Raw genomic sequence first — 25584 nt, 5'->3', positions numbered from 1 at the left:
CCGTTCCTTGCTCTCGCGTACGTGAGACAGACGATCTGTCAGCCTCCTTCTCCTCCTCGCACTTTGTAGTTCGGCATCATTCTAACGTGCCAGATGCTTTGCTTTCCACCCCGCTCGCAACGCGCTGCTAGCTGATATGGTTCCGGCATCCGTCTACGGACGCGCCTACGGGTTTGAGCGAATGATGGACAATCTGGGGGCCATTGGAGGACCGCTGCTGGCACTTGGATTGGTCTCGCTTGTTGGCGTGCGGACTGCCATTCTCCTCTCGGTCATTCCGGGCGTGCTGGCAGCGCTTTCCATCCTCTACGCCATTCGCCATCTCCCTCGCGTGACCAGTCGGGAACGTACCCAGCTCAAGATCACCGTTCGCCCGCTCCTGCGTGGACGGTTAGGGCAGGTGTTGCTCGGCGTCAGTTCCTTTGAAGCGAGCAACGTGGCAGCCACCCTGCTCATTTTGCGAGCCACCCATACCATGTGAGCATGGTATGTCACTTCAGCGACAGGGGCGACCTTGTCGCTGAAGCGACCGCATCATGCGCAACATATCCACCCATGAGAGAGGGGAACTGAAGACGTTCCTGTTCTTAATCCAACTCGACTACTGGCAGGCCGTGGACGCCGAGAATGGTGGAGATTTCGCTGCCGTGATTGATGTCATGTTCGAGCACATGCCAGATGATCCACTGGAGCGAAACTGCGGGTCTCACTACTCCAGCCAGACGCGCTGCATCCAACCACATCTGGGCGAATGGCTGGAGCGCAGGCTCTACCAGTTTCGCGTGACGCACACGTTCCGCCTCGCCGAAAGGCGGGAAGACCTGCTCAAGATCGGCAGGGGTCAGGCGGGCAAGCGTATTCTGGATCATCTGCCAGGTCTTCTCCAGTCCGGCAACCAGTTCTGCCGCCGGGTGGCATGGATCCACGCCCCCTCACAGATTCCGAGAGCCCATAATTCGAGGGAAGTAAGATCAGCGCTCCCCTCGCCCATCCGTGCGTGGAACCACCAGGCGCGATCTGCGACAATATGCGTCGCGTACATGCCAATCGACCAGTGTTGCGCAAGGCAAGCTGCTTTCCTGTAAGGGGCGCGATGGCCGCGACAAGACGCTGCTGGTAGATACCCCAACCCGCGTAGAAGGGGAGGAGTGAAAGCTGATGTTCTGTCATGATAGGCATTCCTTGCTTTTTTCTGAGAGAAAAAACAGCACGATCGTATCAACTCGCGCGAGGAAACGATGGGAGAGACCAGAGGGAGGAGAGAGAGCAGGTCATCGCTTGCACAATGATCGAATATGCGGCTGCCACGACAGGGGAAAAGATGGCATCCATCTGCGGGTGCGTGTGGTGGATGGGGAACATCGGCGATGCGTTCGCCGCAGTTCCATGCCTGACACCTCTTTGCCGCACGCTTCTCCATATCTCTGAGCACCATCAAATTCTTGCGTTATCACTATCCGCCGTCTTGCTTTGGCAAAGCCAGAAAGGCCGTCGAGCAGGAATCATGCCCTGCGGTATTCTAGGCGTAGAACGGCTGAGCGCTCATACTTGATGAGAGATTGACGAGTATGCATCTGTAGAGCGACCGTACGTGTGCACCTCCCCCCGTTTTCTCCCGGTGTAGCCTGATGCACAGACCGCATCAAGTCGGCGTCGAGGAGAAGGTAACATGGGATCACAGGGTAAGGCTCGCTGCCGTGCCGCCTGGCGTGTGGCATCCACGTCAAAGACGATGTAGCGACGACCTTGCCGATCCCAAATACCACCGATCGTCTCCGGGGTCCACCCTTCAGCGAAACTGTTTTGCTCGAAGAGCTTGCGAAACGCTTCTAAGCAGGGACGATCTACGCTTGCCAGGAAACGGCTGAGCGTGGCACGATGGGGCAGCTCCGTACGCCCAAACAGGGCCATGAAGGCCGCTCCAAATGTAGCGACACGTTCAAAGAAAGCCGACAATGTTTGTTCCCCACTAATTGCATACCCTAACAGGAGCGCAAGAAAATCAATCGGTTCATAGCTGCCGAAACGTCCGCGCACTAACTGGACTTGATGCGAGAAGGTTTCCAGAAGTCCCTTGGTGGTAAGGTGCTGGGACAAGATGACCACTTCGGCAAACCATGCAGGAACAGAAGGCCGACTTACTGAAGAGGTTTGAATCTCTATGCTTGGGTTCGGTATCATAGTTGATCAAAGCATAACCATCTATTGCAATGATTATCCTTCTCACTTTAACCTACGCCTGTTTACCAAACAGCGGACTAGGCGGGAGGATGCACTACGAGCATCCTATGCACCTCTCTCTACTGAGAGATGCTCACTCGTGAGATGATTCCAGGAACATCTCTGGGGGATCCCAGAAGCTCAACTGGACGGGAGGCCCGGCATCCTGGATCCTCTGCTGATTCTGCTGTTTCCACGCTTCATGCCGCGTCATGAGGAGCGCCTTGACCTCCGAGGTCGAGCGACATGCCGCCAGTTTCCGATCCCCCCAGCGTCCCGCGAGCGTCTGTGCGGCTTTGCGGTCGGCCTGGTCTGCGTAACCACAGACCAGGCACTTGAAGGTTTTCTGGTTCGGCCGATTAGCGCGATCGACATAATGGCAGCGGGGGCATTCCTGAGAGGAATAGGCGGCTCGGACCGTGTGGGCTGCCATGCCCTGTTTGGCGGCGGCCCAGGCCAGCTGCTCTGGGATATGCCCCAGGTGAGAAGCATACAGATAACTGTTCATCACCCTTGCTTTGAAGCGCATCGAGGCCACATTGAGGTCCTCATAAATGAGTCTGGCATCTCGATGATCTTTGACCAACGCATTGACCGCCCGGTTGATCTCTTGCTTGACGTGACGGCTCAAGCGTTGCGACGTTTCAGAACTTGTCGAAGGAAGCTTGCCCTTTGGGACGCCTTTCTTTTCCAGACAGGCTCGCAGTTTCGCCTTGCGGCGACGCTTTTCCCGATCGTGCTTGTGCTGTCGGGCCATCTTGCCATGAAAACTGCCATACGCTTTATTGGTGGAGGTCGTGAGGAAATGGGCAATGCCCACATCGACGCCTACTGTAGGGGCGTCAGGCTTGGTTTGAAGAGGAACGTCCTCGTCAAAGGAGAGCGTCAGCCACCAGACTCCATTGCGCTTGTGAAGTGTTGTGGATGCATTGAGCGTGCGGCCTTCGAGTGCTCGTTTGTGATAGGAGGCGAGTTTGACTGGGACTCGAAGCGGATTCCCGACATCTAAGGTGGACACGCGCAGCCAGTAGTCGAACGTGGAGTCCTCCGACTTCTCGAGCACCACCACGTTGACATTGGCTTGGATGACTGGCACACGCAGCACAGGGAGATCCCATTCGGTCCAGGTCGGTTCGCGGCGTTTGAAGGCGGACATCCGGCCTTCCGCCTGAGCCTTGGCCTGAGCGTAATCAGCCACATCTTCCAGGTACGCCTGATAGGCGTTCGCTCGATTCGTGCGAAAGCTTTTGGCAATGCCTGCGGCTTGCTGTATTGCCACTCGATGCAAGCGGTCGGAAAGATCGGTTTTGAAGACGGTTTCTTGGTACTTGTCCGGGCTTGTCTCGGCCTCGCAAAACAGGGTGGTGTACTGTTGGCACAGCGGCAAGTAAACCGCCACAAGCTGATCGAGCGCCTCAAGTTTGCCAGGATTGGCCTCAATGAGACGGATATGGGTCACCGCTCGAGTGATGGTCTGCTTCGTCTTCTTTTTGCGCTTGCGCTTTTTTTTCTCATCAAGCGAGGCTTTTTGGGGCTTCTTGCTCACAGGCGGGTCCATTCTGCTGCAAAGCCGCTAGCACTTGTTCCGTCTTGCGTTTGGCTTGTCTGCGACCATAAAGACGAGCGCAAAACGAGGGAATGATGCTGATAAAATCGCCCATGAGATCATCGTCGGCGGTATCAGCGGTGTTGACGATGACCAGTTTCCGTCCTTGCATAGCCAACAAGGTCTGAATATAGGCCACGCCAAAGCGAGAAGCGCGATCTTTGTGTTCAACCACGATCTGCCCGATTTTGGGATCTGCCAGCAGCGCCAGAAACTTGGGCCGCTGATCGTTGATGCCACTGCCGCACTCTTTGACGACTTTGCTGACCGACCAGCCTTGGGCATTGCACCAGGTCACCAGCCGCTCGGCTTGCCTTTCCAGGTTGTCTTTGTTTTCGCTGCTTGAAACACGAGCATACACAGCGACGGCGTGGACCGGAACCGAGCGAAGCTCTGGCGGATCAATGATCACGGTGCCGGTGGGCAATTGATAGCCGGGAATCTGGCCGCGTTTCCACATACGCCAGGCGCTGTTATAACTGATCCCAATCTTCTTGGCATAACTCGATAACTTCATACATCCAAGTATACTCTATCTGCTTGAGATATGCAAGAGATGATGATACTTTGTGATGGTTGCTTATACAAAATGGATACCTAAAGCGACCTCCTCTTGAGAGTGGTTTTTGTTGCTCTCTCATTAGAGGTCGCTTTTTTCTTCACGCTGCTAGCTTGTTGTCATCTCGTTGCGTATCCCGTGGGCAGTTCCAAAGAGGGATCTTGCTCACTTTCGGTAGAGGTCGCTTGGTTGCGTCCATAAACCGGGAGTGATAGAGTAAGCCCATCGATATTCTCTCCATACATCAAAAGTGCACATGACTCGGTTTTCAGGTCAAGAAAGCAGAGCTAGAGTTGCCGCCATTGTTCACCCCCATCACGCCACGCACATCTTGCTGCCACCCTCCCATCTCCGCATTTACCTCTTTTGGAATCTTATTCCCGGTTGTTGCATCTCGTATTTTAGCGTTTCTGGCAGTCCCTGCTCCAGCGTGCGTGGCGCGTAGCCCAGTTCTCGCCGGGCCTTCTCGTTGCTGCCCAGGTAGCTGACACCCGCGCTGCTGCGAATGCTCTCCGCGCTGTAGGGTTCTGGCGGAGGAAACACAGCACCAATGAGTCCGATCATCGAGGCCAGTGCCTTCATCATCCAGGGTGCTGGATGCAGACGTGGGGCTCGCACGCCGCTGATCTGTTCTGCCAGAGTGAACGCTTCAATCAGGCTGTACTTCGGCCCGGCAATAATATAGCTCTCACCGACTTTGCCCTGCTCCATGGCCAGCAGATGCCCGTGCGCCGTGTCATCGACATGACCCCAGCAATACGTTGTGCCGCTGGGCGTCATGGGCAGCTTTCCGCGCAGATAGTTCACCCACCCCTCGTGAACGATGCTGGCGTCGCCCGGCCCATAGACCAACCCTGGTTGGACAATCACCAGTGGGAGTCCAGCCTGCATCATTGGCCTCGCCACCTCGTAATGCGCCTTCCACTTCGTGCGATCATACTCGTTGAGAAAAGTGGTTCCGGTGTACGTATAGTTCTCATCTACTATCTGCCCCCTGGTATCGGAGAAGACCGTCAGAGTGCTCGTATAGACGCCCTTGGGAATACCCAACTCCTTCATCATCGTCAGCACGTTGCGTGTGCCATCCACGTTGATCGTCTCGGCCTGACTCGTATCCCGTGCGCCTATTTTGTACCAGGCTGCGATGTGAAAAATCCCATCCACGCCCGTCATCGGGGTGCGCAAGCTTTCTTTGTCGGTAATATCGCCCGCATGCACCTTGACACCCAGTGCCTCCAATGCTTGTGCTCTGGATGGCGTGCGCGCCAGTGTGATGACCTTATGCCCTGCTACGAGCAATTGCCGCGCCACACACCCACCAATAAAGCCGGTGGCGCCCGTTACAAAATATTTCATGGACCATTCACCTCCTTGCTGCTTGTCTCTGGCAGAAAAGGCTGATACTCAGTCTCTTTGTCTTCAAGAGAGGCTTGAGCAGGTTGGGCCTTTACTAGACGGAGTCGGAACTGGGAACGTCCGCCTGAGTATAGCGAACACGAGCGAAGAGCACAACCAAGCACGCTTCCAGTAGGGCAAATGGGGTCAAGTTCCTTTCCAGAAAATTTTTCGGAACTTTTTCATTGTTCAGATTATACTCGTATCGCCCGCGAGGCCGAGCGGAAGGTTCCAACTTACATAGCGATACCCCAACAAGGCCCTTTTCGGGTGCGCCATGAATCTCATGGAGCACCCTGTGGGCGAGCATCGCCAACGGATGGACCGCTTGGGCAGGATGACTCCCGGCACTAAACGCCTGGACCTGTCCCTGGCTCAGGTGACCCACCAGCGCCTCGGCCATCTGAGAGCGGGCGCTGTTGCTCGTACAGAGAAACAGAAGACGCGGTGGGGGACTGTCAAAGTGCCATTGCGTACGCTGTGCTGGAGAGATCGCTTCCCCAAGGCTCGGATGGAGGCTTGACGACGCTTCCAGGTAGAGCGTGTGCAGGCGTTGCAGGTCCAGGCTGTAGTAAAACGAGCGCTCATCAGCAGTACTGCGTCGCTCATGAACGAGGCCCGCCTGGCGGAGCTGGCGTAAGTGGTAGGACACCAGATTGAGTGGCTGCTTCACCTGCGCAACGAGTTCGGCTACACGGTAATCGCTCCGTGTGAGCTGTTGGAGTAACGTCCACCGCAGATCATGCGCCAGGAGTTTCAGCACCGATGGTGCTGGCTGTTCTCTCATCTGCATCATTTTATTCCAATCTTATTTGAAGCAATCCACTTTAAGAAAACTATAACCCGAGTGGGGTTGAAAAGTCAAGAGAGAAGGTCTGTGGCTCTGGAGAAGACGGCCTCATGGTGGGGTCTCGCGTGAGCCACAGCCCACGCTTGTAACCACTGATGATCTCCCTGCTGACAGCGAGAGGAAGGACCAGATCTCGTTAGAACTCATACGCAGCTCTCCCGCAAAACACGGGACAGTCACTGGCTGTCCCTCTGACCTTGCCTTTTTTTGAGGAGACGTGCTATATTTCTATTAAATATATTTGCTTCAAATGAGATTAGATGAAATGGCTCGTGCATCCGAGGCAAGGGTCTCTCCAAGAGGAAAGCCCTTCTTTCGGCGAAGCGGAGCGCATGGGGGACGAAAAAGATGTGGTTCCCCCCCATTCGTTCCAGGACTTGTCGTTCAGTTGCGTACGTCAAACAGAAAGGATAACCTCCCATGACTGTCAACATTCGCTATTTCGTGTACAACCTCGATACCAGAGGGAACTTGCGCCTCCTCCTCTCGGTTGTGGGTGGGTCAGGCGGCGCGGCCCAGCTCATGCCGGATGGAAGGTAGCCTGCACCTGGAGGCTGGAATCGCATCCAGATCGAGGTCAAAAATCTTGCCGGTCTGGTCGAGGCGCTGCGTTTGAGCGGAGCACAGTTTCGCACCACTCAATGGTGCCACTCAATGGGAATTCTGAGATTTACACCTACTGTCAAAAAAACACTTACGGGAAACACGCATGAAGAACGATCCAACAACCCATCAGATCAAGCCACAGGAGTTGCACGACGGGGACTTCGGTGAGCAGCAACCCCTGGTCATCGATGTGCGCAGCATCGATGAGTACGCAAGTGGACATGTGCAGGGAGCCGTGCATATTCCTCTGGGAGAGCTTGCTGACAGACTTGTGGAGCTCCCCCATGATCAGCTTGTGGTCACCTACTGCAACATGTCTCATCAGGGGGAGTCACAGGGGGAACGGGCAGCAGCTCTGTTGCGGGAACAAGGCTACCAAGCGCGAGTGCTCACTGGCGGTTACCCGAACTGGAAGAACCTCTTGTTCCCAATCGAAGAGGCACGAAAAGTGGAACAAGCACAAAAAGAAGAGAGCAACGCCGATGCAGATGAGGCACAAGGGAACAAGGATGCCGCGCACCTCAGACCGCTGGGATCTTTTTGGGAAGTGCTGCTCGTCTTTACGCGGCTCGGTCTGACCAGCTTTGGCGGGCCTATCGCGCACCTGGGGTACTTCCGAGAGGAAATAGTCGTGCGCCGCAAGTGGCTCGATGAACAGAACTACGCGGATCTGCTGGCCTTGTGCCAGTTCTTGCCTGGTCCTTCCAGCAGCCAGATGGGCATTGCGTTGGGGATGACGCGTGCAGGCATCTTCGGGGGACTGGCCGCCTGGCTCGGCTTCACTTTGCCTTCGGCCATTGCCCTCACCATGTTTGCCTCCGTCACTGCGGGGGGCCAAGGGATAACGGAGGCAGGATGGTTGCGTGGCCTTTTGATCGTGGCGGTCGCCGTGGTGGCGCAGGCCGTGTGGGGCATGGCACGGACACAGTGTCCTGATCGTCCACGCGCCACCATCGCCATCCTTTCGGCCATTGCCATTCTGCTGTGGCCGGTGGTTATTGGACAGATCCTCATCCTTGCTGTTGGCGGACTGCTCGGCTGGCGTTTCCTCCAAAGGGCCGAGGTTTCTAAGCCCGCAGTCCTGCCCCTCCACGTACCACGTCGGCTTGCCGTTGCGTGTTGGATCGTGTTTTTCACGCTCCTCTTCGGGCTGCCATTCTTGCGCTTCTTCGTGCATAATCAGGCCCTGGCGCTTTTCGACACCTTCTTTCGCGTTGGCTCGCTGGTCTTTGGCGGTGGACACGTGGTCTTGCCGCTCTTGCAGCGTGAAGTGGTTCCGGCTGGATGGGTCAGCAATGATCAGTTCCTCACCGGCTATGCGGCCGCGCAAGCGGTTCCTGGCCCCCTCTTCACCTTTTCGGCCTACCTGGGAACAGTGAGTAAATCCGCGCCCAATGGGTGGCTGGGAGCACTGATTGCTCTGGCCGCCATCTTCTTGCCCTCGTTTTTCTTTGTGGCAGGCATTCTTCCGTTCTGGAACCGACTGCGTACCATTGAAGCCTTCCAGGCCGCCCTGCGTGGCATCAACGCGGCGGTGGTGGGTATCCTGCTGGCAGCACTCTATCAACCCATCTGGACCAGTGCTATTCACGCACCGGTCGATTTCGCCCTGAGCCTCATTGCCTTTGGGCTGCTGGTGCTCTGGAAGGTGCCGCCCTGGGTGGTGGTCGTCCTTTCCGCTCTGCTGGGGGCTAGCATGAGCTTGCTGTAACGATGCGATTCCTAGTGCCATCGGAGGGCTTACGCGCCCTTCAACGTGCAAAAAGTACCATGTTGAACGATACTATGCCCGTCATGCCCGCTACTTTGCGGCTGTTTACTCTTCTCTCACTACAGTTGCACTTGTTAGTAGCCAAATATACCGATCATGTAGGGGATGACCTTGCCCCACTTGAAAGATAGGGGAAGGCGGTCCGCTCATGAAGAGTTGATGAGCAAAACCATTATATTGTCCATTGTTACCACTAGATCGTCAATTGTAGGCAGATACTTCCAACGATACACTAACAACAAATCGCAAAATCGTGCATGGCAATATTTAGGAATAGGATGAACACTTATGGTTGCTTCCTCATGGTGCATCCAGCACAAAAGGGGAATTGCAGGAGGGACCCCTCCTGCCGGGGCGTGGGGTGTTCCCCACAAATTCTCCTTCTCACTTGCCAAATGCACCACTAACAATCATAAGGGATTCTTCATTGTGAAAGGAGCTATCTTCTCCGAGAACGTAACTACTATTTTTATCATGTAGACAATACGAGCGGACGACAGTTCATCATTTGATACGGAAAGCTTTTTTGTTGAAAGAGTGGAGCACTTCTTCTTTCTCTATGAAAGAAGAGCTCCCCAATAAAATCATTGATCATGGACGATCAGTGCACCACGTACCTTGAAGGAAAGAGAACGTGAATATTGTACGTAATCTATCGAGCGGTGCCCGCACGCTGTGTTTTAGGCCACGCGCTGTAGTGAGCAGACATGTAGTTCGTGCCGCTATTGCAGTGAGCTTGGCTCTAGCTATTGCAGTGCAGTTTATGCTCTTTGGATCGACACAGCCTGTACAAGCTCAGGCCAACCTGGACAACGGTCTTGCCATCACCCCTTATATGGGATGGAATACCTACTATGGACTCGGCAGTAATTTTAATGAGCAGACAATTGTCAGTATCGCCGACGCGATGGTAAGTAGTGGATTAGAGGCAGCCGGTTATCAGTACGTCTGGATCGACGGTGGTTGGTGGTCTGGTACGCGTGATAACAACAACAATATCACTGTTGACGCGACGCAATGGCCGCATGGCATGCAGTGGATCGCGGACTATATCCACTCCAAGGGGCTGAAGGCTGGTATCTATACGGATGCAGGAAGCAATGGCTGTGGCGGCGCCAATCAGGGCAGTTACGGCCACTATCAGCAGGATGTAGACCAGTTTGCTGCCTGGGGATTTGACGCGGTGAAGGTAGACTTCTGTGGCGGTCATGAATTGGATTTAGATCCAGCTACGGCATATGGCCAGTTTCGTGATGCACTCCTGAATAACAACAGCCATAGGCCTATGTTGTTCAATATCTGCAATCCATTCCCGCCAAATGTCTTCGGTCAGAATAACCCACCTCTGCAAAAATCCGCATATTACTCCTACTCATTTGGTCCAAACACTGGTAATTCGTGGCGCACAGACACTGATGTCGGTTTTCCCAATAGCGTGCTCTGGCCCGATGTGCTGAGAAACCTGGACCACGATGCCGCCCATCCCGAAGCTGCCGGACCTGGGCACTGGAACGATCCCGACTATCTTGGACCAGGGCTTGGCATGACCGATGCTGAGTCGCAGGCTCAGTTCACTATGTGGTCTATGGTTGCCGCCCCTTTAATTGTTGGGAGTGATATTCGCAACATGTCCGCGACAATCCAGGGGATGTTGACCAATCGCGATGTCATAGCCGTGGACCAGGATACGCTTGGCGTGCAGGGGACTCGGATTAAGCAAGATGGCAATGGCGATGTCTGGGTCAAGCCTCTTGCCAACGGTGATCGTGCTGTTGCCCTCCTTAATCGAGGAACAAGTCCTTTGACAATCACAACCAGCGCGGCCGATACTGGTCTTGCTTATGCCTCTGATTACACGCTGAACAATTTGTGGGCACACCAGAGTACAGAGACGGCGGGGCAAATTAGCGCAACCGTTGCGCCACAGAGTGCCATTCTTTACCGTGTTTCCAAAAAAGCTGGAAATGAGACTCCTCCGTCAACAAGCCTATCAGCCCCAAGCACGCCTGCGGCCTATCCTGGATCGAATCTTTACCTGGCTCTCCCTGGAACGGGTATGACTGTTTCCTCGATGTTTGAGAACTACGGGCGTAAACCTGTTAATGATGTGAGCCTCGATTTCTCAGCCCCCCAGGGATGGCAGGTGAAAAAGCAACCTGTCGGTACCCATACTGTTGGAACTGGGGAGCAAGTCAAAGGGACCTGGCTCGTAACGCCATCAGTTGGTACCCTTCCTGGCAGTTACACTCTCTCAGTGACTGCGACATACCAATGGGGTAATCACCATAAGGAGAGCACAAGCACCCAATTAGCAGTAACCGTGCCATCAGCGCCACCATCTGGCACTGGTTACCTCAGCGATCATTACTGGCTCGATGCAAGCAGTAGCTATAGCGTTCCATTCCCCAATGCCAGCGTGGAAGGATACCCGATTACGTTACAAGGACATACCTATTCTAAGGGCATTGGTGTTGTTCCACAATCCGATGTTGAGTACTACCTGGGAAATAATTGCACACGCCTGTCCGCGACGGTTGGGATCAACGACATTGTGAATCAGATCAACCCACAAGGCGGCACAGCAATATTCCAGATATTCGCTGATGGGACGAAGATCTACGACAGTGGACTCGTCACCCGGGCCGCAACCAAACCTGTTGATGTCAACCTGACTGGAGCGAAGGTGCTCACTCTACACGTCGATGATGGAGGTGACGGTAACTATAATGATCGTACCGACTGGGCAGATTTACAGCTGACCTGCGGTGCACCGGTCAATACTGTTCCTAATGGTCCCTGGCCGCATTTTGTGCCGCAGTCAACGCTGAGTGCGACCGCAACGAGTGCCCACGATGGTTACCCAGCCAGCGCAGCCGTCGATGGCAATCTGAATACGATCTGGCATGACGAATTCACTCCGCAAGCTCCGATGCCCCAAGCAATTACCATTGATCTTGGGAGTGTTCAGAGCATAGCCGGGCTGACCTACCAGCCACGCCTTGACACGTCTACGACAGGAAACATTACTGGCTATAATGTCTATGTCAGCACTGATGGGACGACGTTCACAAAGGTCGCGAGCGGCTCCTGGTCGTCCGACCGGTCTCTCAAATCCGTTAGCTTTAGCACCCAGCAGGCACGATATGTCAGGCTCGAGGCCACAAGTGGTGTCGGTGGCTACGCATCTGCCGCCGAGATCAATGTGGCTGATATACCTGCCGCTTAATGCCCATGCAATGTAAAAGTCAGCACCCCACCACCATGCCCCTTCGCGTCTGCGGCACGAAGGGGTTTGGGGTATTGGTGTGTGCGCGTGGGAAACAAAACATTGCCCCGTTTCCCACGCGCACACACCAATACCCCAAAGGCGAGCTTGCGAGCCGAGGAGGTCGCACCTGACTCATCCGAAATTATATGGATATTGAGTAAAAATAAGTGGAGAAATTCCATGTCAGGCAAAATTCATGTAGAAGAAACTGAGATCCAAGGTTTCCGCGCACTGCACATAACCAATCAGGTCCTATCTCTGACGATCATCCCAGATCTAGGTGGAAAGATCAGCAGTATTCGCGATCTGCGCAATGGACGGGAATGGCTCTGGACGAACACCCAGCTTCCATATCAGTTGCATGGTTATGGAACCTCGTATGTACAGGAGGCCGATACAGGCGGGTGGGACGAATGCTTCCCCACTGTGAGCGCGTGCTCCTATCCCCTTCCCCCCTGGAAGGGTCGAAGCATACCAGACCACGGAGAGATCTGGCCTCTGCAATGGTCAATAAAGTGCGATGGGGATACTGAGACCACTTTGATAATCGACATGCAGGTCCAAAGCATTGGTCTCCCATATGTGTTCCAACGTATCATCCGCATCACCGCGGACTCACCTAGCCTGCGGTTTGACTATCGCGTTGTGAACCTGTCTGATAACGACACTGCATTTATCTGGAGCAGCCACCCGCTTTTCGCTGTCGAGCCCGGAATGCGCATACAGTTGCCAGACAACACACGTATGAACACATGGGTGAGCATGCCTGCACAACTTGACCTTCAAGGTGGTGAACAGGCGTGGCCGATCCATGCCATGCTAGGCGAGCATGAATGGGATTTGAGCTACATGCCTGACGAGACTGCGGGCATCGGAATCAAGCTATGGAGTCAAACTCTTGCACAAGGTTTTGCCGCACTGATAGCGCACGACGGGGAATTTCGCTTTACTTTTGATACTGCCAAGCTTCCGCAGCTTGGGATATGGATGAATGCCCGGGGCTACTCGGGCATGGGTGGCGCCCCCTACTACAACCTTGGTCTAGAGCCATGCATAGGAGCACAGGACTCGCTGGAAGATGCGGTCGAGAAATATCAGCGATATGAGATGTTACCGGCCAATGGGATGAAAGAGTGGTGGCTTGAGATTCATCTCAGCGCACGCTAAAAGAACTAAGCTCATGAGTAGGGGATATTGGTGTGGGGGCTGGCGGATGCCAGCCCCCACACCAATATCCCCTACTCAAAGGCGATGGAAAAACTCTATCAGGCTTCCTTCGAGGAGATAAAGAGTAGCGCGGGATCGCTACACATTGCAAGGTGGATCTTAGCACCTTGATGATAGCGTTCTAAGCGCAAGGCTTGCTCGAAATGCGTTCTGGCTTGCTCGTACTCCTGAAGGCCAAGATGCCCAAGACCCAGCATGTAGTGACAGTGAATCTCATTTTGCTTATCCTGATCACTTTCAAAGACCAGGAAATCGGGCAACGAGACGGCGAAGTAATCTATCTTGACCGTATCAAAGAGATGCTGCTCGCCATAATCGATCAGCTTATGGAAGCGACTCCTGGCCTTCTGTTGCTCCTGGAGTTGGATTTGCGCAAGTCCTTGATAGAAGATCATATCTGGTGGCTGATCGTTGTAGAACATCGCGCTAGTGGGTTCTTCGAGTCCATGGGCTGCGCGTTGGAAGCACTCTCTCGCGTTGTCTACAAGCTCCTGTTCTGCATAAGCACAACCCAGGTAGTAGTAAATGTTATTCTCCTGTGTGCCCGTCAATTTCCCTTCCGCGAGGTTCTCGGGATAGATGAGTGCCTGCTGAAGTTCGTCGATGGCTCGCTGGCTATCTCGCGCCAGGAGTGCGCGCTTCCCTAGCTCGACATGCGAGAAGATATACTGCCGGGCGACCTGCCCTTCGCCGCCTTCCCAGGGATGGAAGATGTGCTCAGTAAGTAGCGCCAGTGCCTCTTCATAGCGTTGTAGGGTATTCAGCAAGGTGACGTATTCCAGGTAGAGATCATCACGCTCGATGACGAGCCCCCGATGCTTTTCCAGGGTTGCGAGCCTCTCTTCAGAAGCAACCCCTATTTTTTTGCGGAGCTGGTCTAACTCGTAGAGCACACGGGCGTCGGTTGGATCACACTCAAAGGCCGTTTCGAGTGAGCGCAACGCCTGCTCCGGCTGGTGCAGCGTATTGTAGTAAGCCAGGGCCAAATTACGGTGGACCGTCGCGAAGCCAGTGTCGAGCGCTCTTGCGGTCTCCCAATGGCGTATCGCATCTGTATGCCGCTTCTTGTCATAGAGTAAATTGCCGAGATAATAGTGGGCCCGGGCGTCACTCGCATCGGCATTCGTGGCATGTTCAAGGACGATCAGATCATCGAGGCTGTTGGGGAAACAATAGTCTGTAGGCGCATTCTGGCCTGCATGGCGATAGATCTGTGCCTGCTCCTGTTGCCCTGCCTGGTCACAAAAATAGGCGAGGTAATAGTAGACCATGGGCGAGAGAGTTTCCTGGTTCTCGCTTGTCAGGCGGGACAACAGCGCGATACTTTCCTCATAAAGCCCACTGTGTGCGTAATCGGTTGCCAGGGCAATATAGTTATGCGCATCTCTGCGCATCAAAGCGGTCAATTGTTCTTCATTATCCCGCGCCAGCCCCTCTTCACCTTTTGCCACATGAAGCAGAACACACTCATACTGCGCGCCAAAATCGGCGGCATCGAGCTGCGTCGTTTCAATGGCGAAATGCATGGCCGCGTCCACACGCCCCTGCTTACGCAACAGTGATGTTTTGAGATGGCGAGCCTCGTAGTTATGTGTATGGTGTTGCAGTGAGAGCTCAACCAATTTCAGTGCCTCGGTATATCTCTGGTGCATACAGGCAATCTGGGCGAGGGTGAAGTAGCCCGCGCTCTGCCAGGCCTCCGACCAGGTAGATTTGTAGAGTGCCGAGAAGGCTTCGTCGAGTCGTCCCTGGAACTTTAAGGTCAGGCCAAGCTGATAGTAGGCTTCGCTGTCGTAGGGGTTGGGATGGTGGCGGGTAAGGGTTGCAATGGCGGTGCGGAAATAGCTTTCACTTGCCTGGAATAGTCCTCTTTGGAAGAGGAGCTTGCCGTACGCGACGTTAATGCGGCTGTCACCGGGATCGCGTTTGAGTCCCTCCAGGTAGTAAGGGGCGGGCTCAAACGTCGCGTGGCGATACTGTTCCAGGTGCTGTCCAGCCAGGTAGAGGGCCTCATTATTGCTCAGTGTTTCAGGGGCTCCAAGTGGAGAGGCGGGCTCCGGTAATTTCGCAATCTCCGGTTGGACTGGCGTATAGGCTACCAGGAGGCGCCCTTGCGCGTCGCTGACCGTAATGGTGACGTCGTGTGCCTGTTCTTCAGGGTTGAGTGGTACCGTGGTGGTGAAGGTTTGAGTAGGCGAGAGCATCGTGACTTCGTGCAGATAGTGCTGATGCTTGCCTTTCAGCTCGATCGCGGCACCAGAGAAGAGAGCTGTGGCATAGACCTGAATGCTAGCGAGATGGTTCGCGTCGTCGATTTCCAGGTTGACTGCGGCATCAATCGAGGCATTTTTGACGAGCCCAATGTTTTTATAGGGCATAAAATACTGACTGAAGGATTTGGTTTCGTAGGGCTGGAGCCAGGAGAAATCGGGTTGATTATCGGTGAAGACGCCAACCATGAGTTCTATATATGGTCCATCTTCATCGGTCAAATTACGATCCCAGGCCTTACCAAACTCGCCATTGCCCCATGTCCATTGTTTTTTCCCCGGTGAAATATGATGGCTCGCGACATGAAGGAGTCCGGCTTGTAGCGCGTGATCATATCCACCAATAAAGTCATAGCGTGACTGGTACGCCATATAAGAGGTCGGGACAGGAATGTTCTTATACCACGAAATGTCCACCCCTGCGGAATAGTCCATTTTGTAATAGGTGCCAGTGGCGATGGGGAAGCGGGAGACATCCCGTCTCCCATGATCGAAGACGGCATGGACATCGGGGGGGAAGACGGACTGGGTATGCTCGTTGACGGCGAACGCGGGATTGGCCCACCACAGAAAGGTCTGTGGTTCGGGCGTGCGATTATAGAGCTGTACCTGGATTTCCAGATAAGCTTTGCCTGGATGAAGTGTAAAACCAGCCGTCATCTTCGTGCCATACATACGATCTATTTCGCTTATCCAGATGGTCTTACTCTCGTCCTGGTTATGCGTAATACGATATTCGACCGGGCCATACGTATTTGGTCGATGGTGTTGTGGCCAGTTAAACTCGATGCCACCAGAGATCCAGGGCCCAGTCAGCCCGACGAGAGCTGGCTTGATGACGCGATTATAGTAAACAAAATCGTAGTTGTTGGTCTTGTCGAGCGCGCGATAGATACGCCCCCCCAGCTCGGGCAGAAGTTCAATATGCAGGTATTCATTCTCAAGGCATAGGAGGTGATAGGACTGGAGCGTCTTCTCATTCTCAATCTTGCTGATGACCGGGTAGGGATAAACCTTGCCTGAGCTACCCTGGTACACCCGTTTTTCTAAGAACATTGGATTTTTGTCTGGTTGTCCAGTGGCATAGGTGGGAATGACAACATCTTCGTCCCACACACGTACCTGTGAACTGGATTGTTCTTCCATGCGTATCATCCATCCTGGTACTACTAACTATAGTTTTGATGTTAGTGTACAGGCAGGCAATTATATTGACAATTGACGATATCGTGATTATGATGGACTATATAATGGTCCCTCCTAACGCTTGCCTGAAGGGAGGGCCGGTCCCTCTGATTGTTTTGTGTGGACGAAGGAGCCAAGGCACGATGAAGATAATACAAAAGGCGGATGGCTTTGAGGCTCAGAAGCTCATTGTTCTTCCGGAGGCTTTCCTGGAAGATGCCTCGCACCATTCACTCTTGAAGCCTCTGTATGTCACTGATATTGGCTTCTTTCCCCATGCGCGCTACCATTACCGTGAGCGACCAAATGGCTGTGATGAGCATGTCTTTATCTATTGTGCAGAAGGTGAGGGATGGGTCATCCTGGAAAGGGGCAAGAAACAGCGTATACCCAAGAGCAGACTATTGGTGCTTCCGGCCAGGACGCCGCATATTTATGGAGCAAGCGAAGACGATCCCTGGAGTATTTACTGGTTTCACTTGAAGGGCGAGGCGGTAGTGAATTTCGTTCAACAGTTTGATATGCTTAACGCAACGCTACATGTCCCCGCCACTCAGGCCACAAAAATCATCAATCTCTTTGAGGAGTGTTACAGTATTCTACAGTATAAAGGTTATTCTTTGCGACACTATCTCTACGTGACGCAGGCACTGCACTACCTGCTAGGAATGTGTATACTTTTGCATGGGGAGGCGCAGGAGGACGATAACAAGAAAGAGGTCATCGAACGCTCCATCCAATATATGCTTGAACAAATACAGTCCTCCCTCACGCTCGACGACCTGGCCCACCATGTCAACCTCTCCAAACCTCACTTTATCCACATGTTCAAACAGGTGACTGGCTATTCCCCGATTGATTACTACCTGCGTCTGAAGATGCAACGCTCCTGTCTCTATCTTGACATGACAAATGCGAGTATCAAAGAGGTAAGCAAGAGCGTTGGCATTCATGATCCCTATTATTTTTCGCGCGTCTTTCGTAAGGTGATTGGTCAACCTCCTAGCGACTATCGCCGGACGCGGCAGGGCTAGCAGGATTATACCGGCCTTGCCGAGAATTTCCGCTAACCTTTGACCGCGCCAGCTGTGAGACCACTTACCAGTTGTTTCTGGAAGATGGTGAAAAGGATCACGATCGGGAGCGAGACCACAACGCTGGCCGCCATCATATCGGGCCAGCGGTCCTGGAACTCACCCACGTAGGTACCGATAAAGCCGGCTGGAATAGTGCGCATATCCGGGCTGGTCGTCAGCGTGACTGCGTAGAGCAGCTCATTCCAGGAATTGAGGAAGGCAAAGAAGCCAACCGCGACCACGCCAGGAACGATTAAAGGGAAGACAATACGTACCAGGACGCCCACACGGCTCAACCCATCAATGCGCCCCGCCTCTTCAAGATCGGTAGGTAGCGTATCGCAAAATCCCTTAACCATCCAGATACTAAAGGGCAAGGAAAAGGTGGTAAAGGCCAGCACCAGGGCGGGATAGGTATTTAACATATGCAACTGGCGAAACAGGGTGTAGAGTGAGATCAAGATTACCGCGTATGGAAACATCTGTGTCGCCAGGATCACCAGTAGCACTGCTCGAACGCCGCGAAAGTGGAAACGCGAGAGGACGTAACCACCAGGCACAGCTGCCAGCAGTGTCAGCAGGCATGTGCAGACGCTGACGATCAAGCTGTTGGCGAAGTAGCGTACAAAGCCTTGTTGGTCCGCTGGCAAGATCTGGTAACTATGCAGCGTGAATTGATGTGGCCAGAAAGTAGGCGGATAGAAGAAGGCTTCCCCCTGCGACTTAAAGGACGTGGAGACGAGCCAGAAGATGGGAAAGAAGGCGTACAGTAGTAGCGCGACAAGAAGCACGTAGGTCACAATGCGCATGAAGACATACCTTGTGCGGTGGCGCTGCGCATCGGCGTGGCGCGAATGTTGCTGATCCGCGCTAATTACGCTCTGCGTGCGCGCCTGTTCTTCATTCGCCTCTTCCTGTACGGTGATCAGCGGTTGGCGGTTAGAGATGTCTTTACTCATTGGGACCCAGCCTTCCCTTCCATGATACGGATATAGAAATTGGTAAGGAGGAGGAGCATGATCAGCCAGATCGTGCCCATGGTAGCTGCAATGCTGATATTCTGGTTCATGAAACCCGTGCGGTAAATGTTGACAATGATGTTATTGGTAGCATTGCCAGGACCGCCCTGGGTCATCGAGTAGATGATGGTGAATTCGTTGAGGCTCCAGATGAATTGAAGCGTCGTGACAACGACAATAATGCCGCGTAGCTGTGGCACGATAACGTGCCAGAAGCGCCCCCACATCCCAGCACCGTCCACGGTCGCCGCATCCAGTAAGTCCTGCTGGACTGTTTGCAGGCCCGCGAGCAGCATCAACGTAAAGAAAGGGAACTTGTTCCAGATGCTGGCGAAGATCACGGCAACGATAGCCAGTTTCCCATCACCGCCAAACCATGCTAGTGGCTGAGGGAAAGGGTGCCATCCCAGGAGATTGATCGAGGTCAGAAGCTGGTTGATGATCCCATACTGAGAGTTGTACATGTAGAAGAAGAGATAGGCGACCACGACATATGGAACGACCCAGGGAATGAGGGCCAGACCGCGCCAGAGCGTCTGAAAGCGCAGGCGCTGGTTAAGGATGATCGCGAAGAGAAAACCAATGACAAACGAGACGCAGGTAGTGACGACACTGAAAAGGAGGCTAAATCCAGCGGAACTCCAAAAATTATACGTTGGCCGTGTTAGCACATCGACATAATTTTTCAAGCCCACCCAGTTGTTATCAAGAGGATCGGCCAGGTTCAGCGACTGGAATGAGAGCAGAATCGTGTTAAAAAGGGGGTAGAAGATGATGCCAATGAACAGGATCAGCGATGGTGTGAGCAGAACCCAGAAAAGCAATGGGCCGTTAAGACCACGTCCATAGTATGGCCGATTCCTGAAAGCATGTGACTTCTGCACCCGAGTGTTGATGAGAGACACGTGACCACCTTTCTTCTCGTGATGCTAGAAACGAACATGCGAGAATACAGGCTGTTTATCGAGATTGCTCTCGATAAACAGCTTGCATTCTCTCTCCACAATGATATATGCGTACGTTATATATCCACTTTCGTGGTGATGGAGCGCCTACTGCCCAAAGGCGGTTTTCACATCTGTGTTCAATTGCGCAAGACGTTTGGGCACATTCGCGCCACCCGCGATATCCTGTAACGCGGTCACGACATAGGTCGCGGCCTGGCTATACTTAGGATGATAGGCTGGCGGACGCATGGTTGGGAAGACTTTGTTGATAAAAGCCTGGCTGATATCGTCTGAGAAGAGGTTGGCATACGGGCCACCGCTTGTAACCTGGCTCTTATGAGGGAAGACACCCTCTGTAACCAGGTAGTTGGTCAGTACTTGCTTGTTGGAAGTCAGATAGTCAATAAGCTTCCAGGCCAGATCTTTATTGTTGGAGTTGGCCGACATGCCCAGGTTGTGAATATCGGCGCAGGTTACAGGAGCGCTTTGTCCCGGTCCGACTGGCGTGGTGGTCACGCCCCAATGTGTATTGACATCAGCGACAGACTTATAGACGGATGGATTATCGCTCTGGAGGATACCTGTCAGGTAAGGACCATCGAGCTTGAAGACCATCTGGTCGGTCGACATCAACTGGCGCTCAGCTTTGATGGCTTGATCGGGCGGAGTCCAGTTTTTCTTTACCGCATCTTGCAGCCACTGGAAGGCCTTTACCGTTCCATCATCTGCCCAGTTGATGGTGACGTTACCCTGGTCGTCTTCGTGCATAGGATCGCCTCCAAAGGTCCAGATCCAGGGCCAGAAGCCAACGAGTGCATATTCGGTTTTGGATATATCAATACCGATCGGATGAGCATTGGCCGGTAGTTTGGCCCGTAGCTCTTCCATTACACTATTGAGTTCATCTATGGAAATGGGAGGCTTATCGGGGCTGAGGCCATACTTCTGCAAGATGGTTTTGTTATACCAGAAACCATGTGGCGAGATACTGAAAGGAACTGCGTAGACCTGACCTTTATAGGTGCCTACCTCAAAGGTGTTGGTAAAGGCATCGTTGCGCCAACTCCCAGCGTAGGAATTGAGCGACTGGAGCGCGCCGCCTCCGCCAAGGGCATAGGGCCAGTTTCCGCTGAGCTCCATGACATCAGGAGGATTACCGCCTGTGGTCATAGTCTGCAACTGCGTGAGCATATTATCGAAGGGAATGCCAATATTCTCGACCTTGGCTTTAAACTGCGTCTCAAAATCTTTCAGTGCCTGGTCGATCTGCGTCTTCGTCGCTGATTCAGCGGATGCCCAGTTCGCGTACTTTACGGTTGTGGAGCCGCTGCCACCGCCACTTCCCTGGTCTCCTCCACAGGCCGCCAGTAAGGCCTCAAGACTGCCAGCAGTCATACCGACCATCAGTGCCCGCGTCAGGAGATCTCGGCGCCCAATTTTGCCTTGCATGATGTCCTGGAAAATATTACTCTTTTCCGTATTGGCCATATGGACGACACCTTTCTCTCGTCGTTGTGTAGAGGCAACACTGCCTCCATGTTATGAATTTAAATTAAAACAACCTTCAGTGGAAATATCTGCTGTTAGTATAAAATCGACACACCTTAGGAACAATTGACGATATGGTGATTCGGATGGACAATATAATGGTTTCCCTTCTCAGGAGAACCTTACCCCCTGAGTGCCGCAGGCGCCAAAGAGATGCGGAAGTCATCAAGATGTTCAAGAATGTGACGACTCCCCACGCATACATGAAACGTCATGCGCCGATTGGCGCACCACTCCGCATGAAACGCGAATACCAGAGCTTTTTTAGGTGTTTCAGAATACTCTGTTGGGAAATTTTGTTCAGACATCTGGATGAACTGGTCAAGCCACCTATTTGAGACAAGCAGAGGGCGATGTTCGACGTTCAGAACACGAAGGCTTGCATTGAATGTGTGCACGAAGATAGGTGACGATCCGCAGTATATTTATCCGGTGCATCTTATCGGCACTGTATGGCCCACCTTTTTCTTCTTTCCCCTGGTATCGGCTGTTGCCCACTCGTTGCGGGACCATTCCGTGTCGGAGGAACGCATCGAGGAGAGCATCGAAAGCCTCCGCCGCAGGATGCAGACGAACAAGTCGTTGACCGAATGGATCGTCGCGCATCCCTTGCCCTGTTGGCTTCTTCTTTGGTATACTTCTTGGTGTTGGGAGGAATTGAGGGGCAGTTGGAAACAAAGGAGGCACAGGGAAGACCTGATGGGAAGAGCACCTCTTCACGCCCTCATGTGGTCCGGGGAGCAGCGTCTCTATGAGCTGTACACGCAGGGCCAGTTGAAGCAGCGTTTTCGACCGGCAGAGCCAGCCGTGTGGCTGGCCTGGCTCGGCGAGGCGACCTCCTTTGCCTTCCACGGCGCGTCTGGGAGTTTGAATGTCTACCTGGAGAAGAGGCCACGTGGAGGTGCATACTGGTATGCCTACCAGACCAAAGAGGGCCGCACCCGCAAGCGCTATCTCGGACAAACGGAAAGCCTCTCGCTGGCGCGGTTAGAGGAGACTGCGCGCTCGCTCTTGCACGCGCGGCAGCCCGCGACCACGACCGAGCAGGGGATGATGCCGCTCTCCAGCCGACTTGCTCCGCCGCGACTGCCGAACGCCCTGGTGGAGCGCGAACGCTTGCTGACTGCACTCGATGAGGCGATTTCGACACCACTGACCCTGCTCTCTGCCTCGGCGGGCTGGGGCAAAACCACGCTGCTCTCGGTTTGGGCGCACCGGCAAAAGACGCAGGTGGCCTGGCTCTCGCCGGACGAACTGGACAACAGCCCGACACGCTTCTGGGTCGCGCTGATCGCGGCCCTGCGCCGCTGCCCCAGTCTGGCATCGAACTTTGGGGAAAACGTGGTGGCACAGTTGCAATCGCCCCAGCCACCGCCGCTTTCCTCCTGTCTTTCCGTGCTTCTCCATGAGCTGGAAAGCCAGCAGGCGCATCCTGCTCCCATCGTCCTCATTCTGGACGATTATCAGGTGATAGAAGAGTCGGTCATTCACCAGGGCATGGCCTTCTTCCTGGAGCATCTGCCCGCTCATCTGCATCTGATCCTCTCCAGCCGCGTGGACCCAGACCTGCCCCTTGCGCGTCTACGAGCCCACGGGCAGTTGACCGAGATTCGTGCGGACGAGCTGCGCTTCCAGGAGGGCGAAGCGAGTCAGTTTTTGGGCAAGATGCTCTCCCCGCCGCTCTCGGAAGAAGAGTTGCAGCGGCTGGTGAGCCGGACGGAAGGCTGGATCGCCGGTCTGCACCTGGTCGCGCTCACTATGCAGAAGCGTGAGGATCGCACAGCATACCTTGAGACATTGACCGGTAGTCAGCGGTATCTGCTGGACTACGTGCAGGAGGACATCCTGGCACGTCTGTCCCCCAATACGCGTGACTTTTTACTCCACATCGCCATCCTCTCGCGTCTGGACGCTGCTGTGTGCCAGGCCGTCACCGCCGCACCAACGAAGGCGGCCAGTCAGCAAATGCTCGCGTTGCTGGAGCGAGCGAACCTCTTCCTGGTGCCCCTGGATGAGGAGCGGCGCACCTATCGTCTGCATGATCTCTTTCGTGAAGCCCTGCTCTCGGCGCTCCACACCAGCCAACCAGAGATGGTGTCGCTCTTGCACCGCCGGGCCGCCGGCTTTTATGAGGCCGAGGGGCAGTGGACCGAGGCCATTACCCATGCGCTTGCCGGAGCTTCCTTCTCCACGGCAGCGCGGCTGATGGAGCAGACGGTCGAGCAGTTCTGGGTGCGTGGAGAGGCGGCAACGATGGCGCGCTGGGTGCTGGCGCTGCCTGATCCGCTGGTGCGCGAACACACACGCCTGGCGCTCACCACAGCGCTCTACCTGCTCCACCCCGTCACCTATTCGACCCGCGAGCTGCGCGAAAGTCGCCACCAGCAGGTGAGGCAACTCATGGCGCGGGTCGAAGCCGCCTTGCAGCATCAAGCGAATGAGACCAACCAGGAGATCCTGGCTACGCGCGCAGGCTCGGCCTCTCGCTTCATCGATCTGGAGGCCCGCGAGGCCTCGGAGGCACTGCTGCATCGGCGTCTGCGCCTGTTACGCGCGGGGATGACCTTGTATGAGGCGATAGAGGCCTCGGCGTATGAGCGCTTGCCCGCCCTCCATCAGGAGATGCAGGAGCTTGACCAGGACGAGGAGGTCATCTGGCACATGCTCCCGCTCTTCTGTAACGTCGTCTACTACACATTCCGGCAAGAGAGAGCGAAGCTTTTGCCGCAACTGCTGGATGCCAGGCAGCGGGTGCGCCGGTCGGGAAGCCACTTTGCGGCTACCAGAGTCATACAGTGGTTGGCGCTCTCGGCAGAAGAGGCGGGACAGTTGCGCCTAGCCTATCAGGAGAGTCTGGCCGCCCTCGACCTGATCGAGCAGACGGCGAGCTATGCCCTGCTCAAAGGGTACTTTAAGGATGTCCTGGCGATGGTGTTGTATCAGTGGAATCGGCTGGAAGAGGCGCGTGGCTGGCTGCGAACGGTCATTCAGGATGCCGCTACCTGGCAGCAGAGTGATTTACTCCTGTCGGGATACATCCGCCTGATGCAAGTTGAGCTGGCGAGAGGAGATCTGTCTGCTGTCCAGCAAGCATTGCAAGAGTTTGAGCAGTTGGAAGGATATCAAGGATATCACCGTCGGAACTGGCTGCCCATCATGCGAGCACAGTGGTGGCTGGCCCAGGGACAGATGAAGGAGGCAGCCGACTGGGCGGTGAGCATTGTCTTTCCAGAAGGGGCATGGGAACGCAGCTTGTATGACGCTTTCCCGGTCGTGATGCGGGTGTATTTTGCAGAGCTTCGTTGGACAGAGGCGCTGGAGCTGCTGGAGCGCTTTAGCGGGGGTCTGGGTCGTTCGGCCAACAGCAGGATCACCCTCACGTATCTGGCCCAGTACATGGTGGCGCTGCACTACGCAGGCCAGAACGAGCAAGCCCACGAGGTCGCGGAGCGCCTGTTTGCCTTGACCGAACCAGAGGGCTACCTGCGCGTGTACCTGGATGAAGGCGGACCGATGCGCCAGACACTTGAGGCACTGCTCACTCCGCACTCCCAGCAGCATGAGTTGGCTCCCTCCACCAGAGCCTATATCTCAAAGCTGCTGGCCGTTTTCGAGCAGGAGCGGCAAAGCGCAGGCACATCCCTGGCGGCACCCACTCCCAAGCCTGCTCTTTCCTCTGCGCAGCAGGCATCGGCTGTTTTCTCCGTGCCGGGTGCTTCCCTGACCCAGCGTGAGCAGGAAGTCTTGCGCCTGCTGGCCACAGGAGCCTCCAATCAGGAGATCGCCCAGACCCTGGTGATCGAGCTGCCCACGGTCAAGAAACATGTCAGCAACCTGCTCGGCAAGCTGCGAGCCTCTAGCCGCACGCAGGCGATTAGCCGGGCACGTGCCCTCTCACTGCTCTAACCTGATTCCTCCCAACAGGTGGCCTCCTCCTCATACAACTACTCCCTTTGGCATACTTTTGACGACTGTGGAATGGCTCGCGTTCTGCTATGCTTTGTGAAGACGCGGTAAGGAGACAATGGTGATCTTCC

16 protein-coding genes and 2 pseudogenes are annotated in these 25584 nt (G+C 54.5%); 8 read left to right on the top strand and 10 right to left on the bottom strand.

The features are described 5' to 3' along the window. Positions 1 to 136: 136 nt before the first annotated feature. On the top strand, positions 137 to 481 hold the full coding sequence (locus KRAC_RS55960; protein WP_075164661.1) for an MFS transporter: 345 nt from the start codon (positions 137 to 139) through the stop codon (positions 479 to 481). Positions 482 to 587: 106 nt separating this feature from the next. Here the strand turns inward: KRAC_RS55960 and KRAC_RS55955 are convergent, their stop codons facing one another. The 6 genes from KRAC_RS55955 to KRAC_RS64555 form a co-directional block, all read right to left on the bottom strand. Then, positions 588 to 926 carry a DinB family protein gene (locus tag KRAC_RS55955; protein ID WP_075164660.1) on the bottom strand — a complete coding sequence of 113 codons (339 nt, stop codon included), beginning with the start codon at positions 924 to 926 and terminating at the stop codon, positions 588 to 590. A 616-nt stretch (positions 927 to 1542) separates the two neighbouring features. Beyond that, positions 1543 to 2097 carry a hypothetical protein gene (locus KRAC_RS55945; RefSeq protein WP_040448518.1) on the bottom strand — a complete coding sequence of 185 codons (555 nt, stop codon included), beginning with the start codon at positions 2095 to 2097 and terminating at the stop codon, positions 1543 to 1545. A 217-nt stretch (positions 2098 to 2314) separates the two neighbouring features. Continuing rightward, a complete protein-coding gene (locus KRAC_RS55940; protein WP_040448517.1) occupies positions 2315 to 3766 on the bottom strand; it encodes an RNA-guided endonuclease TnpB family protein in 1452 nt (483 codons plus the stop codon). Next, complete coding sequence (locus KRAC_RS55935; protein WP_007918819.1) at positions 3735 to 4343, bottom strand: IS607 family transposase; 609 nt, start codon at positions 4341 to 4343, stop codon at positions 3735 to 3737. The genes KRAC_RS55940 and KRAC_RS55935 overlap by 32 nt, the downstream gene beginning before the upstream one ends. A 399-nt stretch (positions 4344 to 4742) precedes the next feature. Then, positions 4743 to 5741, bottom strand: a complete 999-nt coding sequence (locus tag KRAC_RS55930) for an NAD-dependent epimerase/dehydratase family protein (RefSeq protein ID WP_007922322.1) — start codon at positions 5739 to 5741, stop codon at positions 4743 to 4745. Between the two features lie 94 nt (positions 5742 to 5835). Further along, entirely contained in the window at positions 5836 to 6567 is a 732-nt protein-coding gene (locus tag KRAC_RS64555) for an ArsR family transcriptional regulator (protein WP_244422619.1), read from the bottom strand. Positions 6568 to 7089: 522 nt separating this feature from the next. On the opposite strand from KRAC_RS64555, the pseudogene KRAC_RS80605 reads away from it, so the two are divergent. From KRAC_RS80605 to KRAC_RS55905, 5 genes and pseudogenes are all read left to right on the top strand, one after another. After that, positions 7090 to 7263, top strand: a pseudogene (locus KRAC_RS80605) (VOC family protein); the annotation flags it as partial. 76 nt (positions 7264 to 7339) lie between these two features. After that, positions 7340 to 7642 (top strand): annotated as a pseudogene (locus tag KRAC_RS80600) (rhodanese-like domain-containing protein); the annotation flags it as partial. Positions 7643 to 7765: 123 nt separating this feature from the next. After that, positions 7766 to 8947: a chromate efflux transporter gene (chrA, locus tag KRAC_RS55920; protein WP_040448725.1), complete on the top strand. Its 1182-nt coding sequence runs from the start codon at positions 7766 to 7768 to the stop codon at positions 8945 to 8947. A gap of 694 nt (positions 8948 to 9641) precedes the next feature. Continuing rightward, positions 9642 to 12233 (top strand): NPCBM/NEW2 domain-containing protein, encoded by a 2592-nt coding sequence (locus tag KRAC_RS55915; protein ID WP_007922314.1) that lies wholly within the window; start codon positions 9642 to 9644, stop codon positions 12231 to 12233. Positions 12234 to 12455: 222 nt separating this feature from the next. Continuing rightward, on the top strand, positions 12456 to 13442 hold the full coding sequence (locus KRAC_RS55905; RefSeq protein ID WP_007922312.1) for an aldose epimerase family protein: 987 nt from the start codon (positions 12456 to 12458) through the stop codon (positions 13440 to 13442). Positions 13443 to 13540: 98 nt separating this feature from the next. Here KRAC_RS55905 and KRAC_RS55900 read toward each other — a convergent pair whose 3' ends face one another. Beyond that, complete coding sequence (locus KRAC_RS55900; protein WP_007922310.1) at positions 13541 to 16918, bottom strand: DUF5107 domain-containing protein; 3378 nt, start codon at positions 16916 to 16918, stop codon at positions 13541 to 13543. Positions 16919 to 17100: 182 nt separating this feature from the next. Here KRAC_RS55900 and KRAC_RS55895 point away from each other — a divergent pair, with 182 nt between their 5' ends. Beyond that, positions 17101 to 17991 (top strand): AraC family transcriptional regulator, encoded by an 891-nt coding sequence (locus KRAC_RS55895; RefSeq protein ID WP_007922308.1) that lies wholly within the window; start codon positions 17101 to 17103, stop codon positions 17989 to 17991. A gap of 32 nt (positions 17992 to 18023) precedes the next feature. On the opposite strand, the gene KRAC_RS55890 is transcribed toward KRAC_RS55895, so the two are convergent. The 3 genes from KRAC_RS55890 to KRAC_RS55880 form a co-directional block, all read right to left on the bottom strand. Further along, positions 18024 to 18992 (bottom strand): carbohydrate ABC transporter permease, encoded by a 969-nt coding sequence (locus KRAC_RS55890; protein ID WP_007922306.1) that lies wholly within the window; start codon positions 18990 to 18992, stop codon positions 18024 to 18026. Then, positions 18989 to 19957, bottom strand: coding sequence for a carbohydrate ABC transporter permease (locus tag KRAC_RS55885; protein ID WP_007922305.1), 969 nt, complete (start codon positions 19955 to 19957; stop codon positions 18989 to 18991). Before KRAC_RS55885 ends, KRAC_RS55890 begins: the two co-directional genes overlap by 4 nt. Positions 19958 to 20104: 147 nt before the next feature. Then, positions 20105 to 21487: an ABC transporter substrate-binding protein gene (locus KRAC_RS55880; protein ID WP_007922304.1), complete on the bottom strand. Its 1383-nt coding sequence runs from the start codon at positions 21485 to 21487 to the stop codon at positions 20105 to 20107. A gap of 759 nt (positions 21488 to 22246) precedes the next feature. On the opposite strand from KRAC_RS55880, the gene KRAC_RS55870 reads away from it, so the two are divergent. Beyond that, the gene (locus KRAC_RS55870) at positions 22247 to 25453 is read left to right on the top strand and encodes a DUF6788 family protein (protein ID WP_040448515.1); all 3207 of its coding nucleotides are present in this window, start codon (positions 22247 to 22249) and stop codon (positions 25451 to 25453) included. The last annotated feature ends 131 nt before the right edge of the window (positions 25454 to 25584 follow it).

It is taken from the genome of Ktedonobacter racemifer DSM 44963 (genome assembly GCF_000178855.1).
Lineage (GTDB): Bacteria > Chloroflexota > Ktedonobacteria > Ktedonobacterales > Ktedonobacteraceae > Ktedonobacter > Ktedonobacter racemifer.
This window is presented reverse-complemented; position numbering and strand designations above follow the sequence as displayed.

What these genes read in the sequence shown, in the direction of transcription:
- KRAC_RS64555 (WP_244422619.1), bottom strand. Translation starts at nt 6,567, where the DNA reads ATGAGAGAACAGCCAGCACCATCGGTGCTGAAACTCCTGGCGCATGAT.
- KRAC_RS55870 (WP_040448515.1), top strand. Translation starts at nt 22,247, where the DNA reads ATGGGAAGAGCACCTCTTCACGCCCTCATGTGGTCCGGGGAGCAGCGT.
- KRAC_RS55900 (WP_007922310.1), bottom strand. Translation starts at nt 16,918, where the DNA reads ATGGAAGAACAATCCAGTTCACAGGTACGTGTGTGGGACGAAGATGTT.
- KRAC_RS55935 (WP_007918819.1), bottom strand. Translation starts at nt 4,343, where the DNA reads ATGAAGTTATCGAGTTATGCCAAGAAGATTGGGATCAGTTATAACAGC.
- KRAC_RS55890 (WP_007922306.1), bottom strand. Translation starts at nt 18,992, where the DNA reads ATGAGTAAAGACATCTCTAACCGCCAACCGCTGATCACCGTACAGGAA.
- KRAC_RS55960 (WP_075164661.1), top strand. Translation starts at nt 137, where the DNA reads ATGGTTCCGGCATCCGTCTACGGACGCGCCTACGGGTTTGAGCGAATG.
- KRAC_RS55930 (WP_007922322.1), bottom strand. Translation starts at nt 5,741, where the DNA reads ATGAAATATTTTGTAACGGGCGCCACCGGCTTTATTGGTGGGTGTGTG.
- KRAC_RS55895 (WP_007922308.1), top strand. Translation starts at nt 17,101, where the DNA reads ATGAAGATAATACAAAAGGCGGATGGCTTTGAGGCTCAGAAGCTCATT.
- KRAC_RS55905 (WP_007922312.1), top strand. Translation starts at nt 12,456, where the DNA reads ATGTCAGGCAAAATTCATGTAGAAGAAACTGAGATCCAAGGTTTCCGC.
- KRAC_RS55880 (WP_007922304.1), bottom strand. Translation starts at nt 21,487, where the DNA reads ATGGCCAATACGGAAAAGAGTAATATTTTCCAGGACATCATGCAAGGC.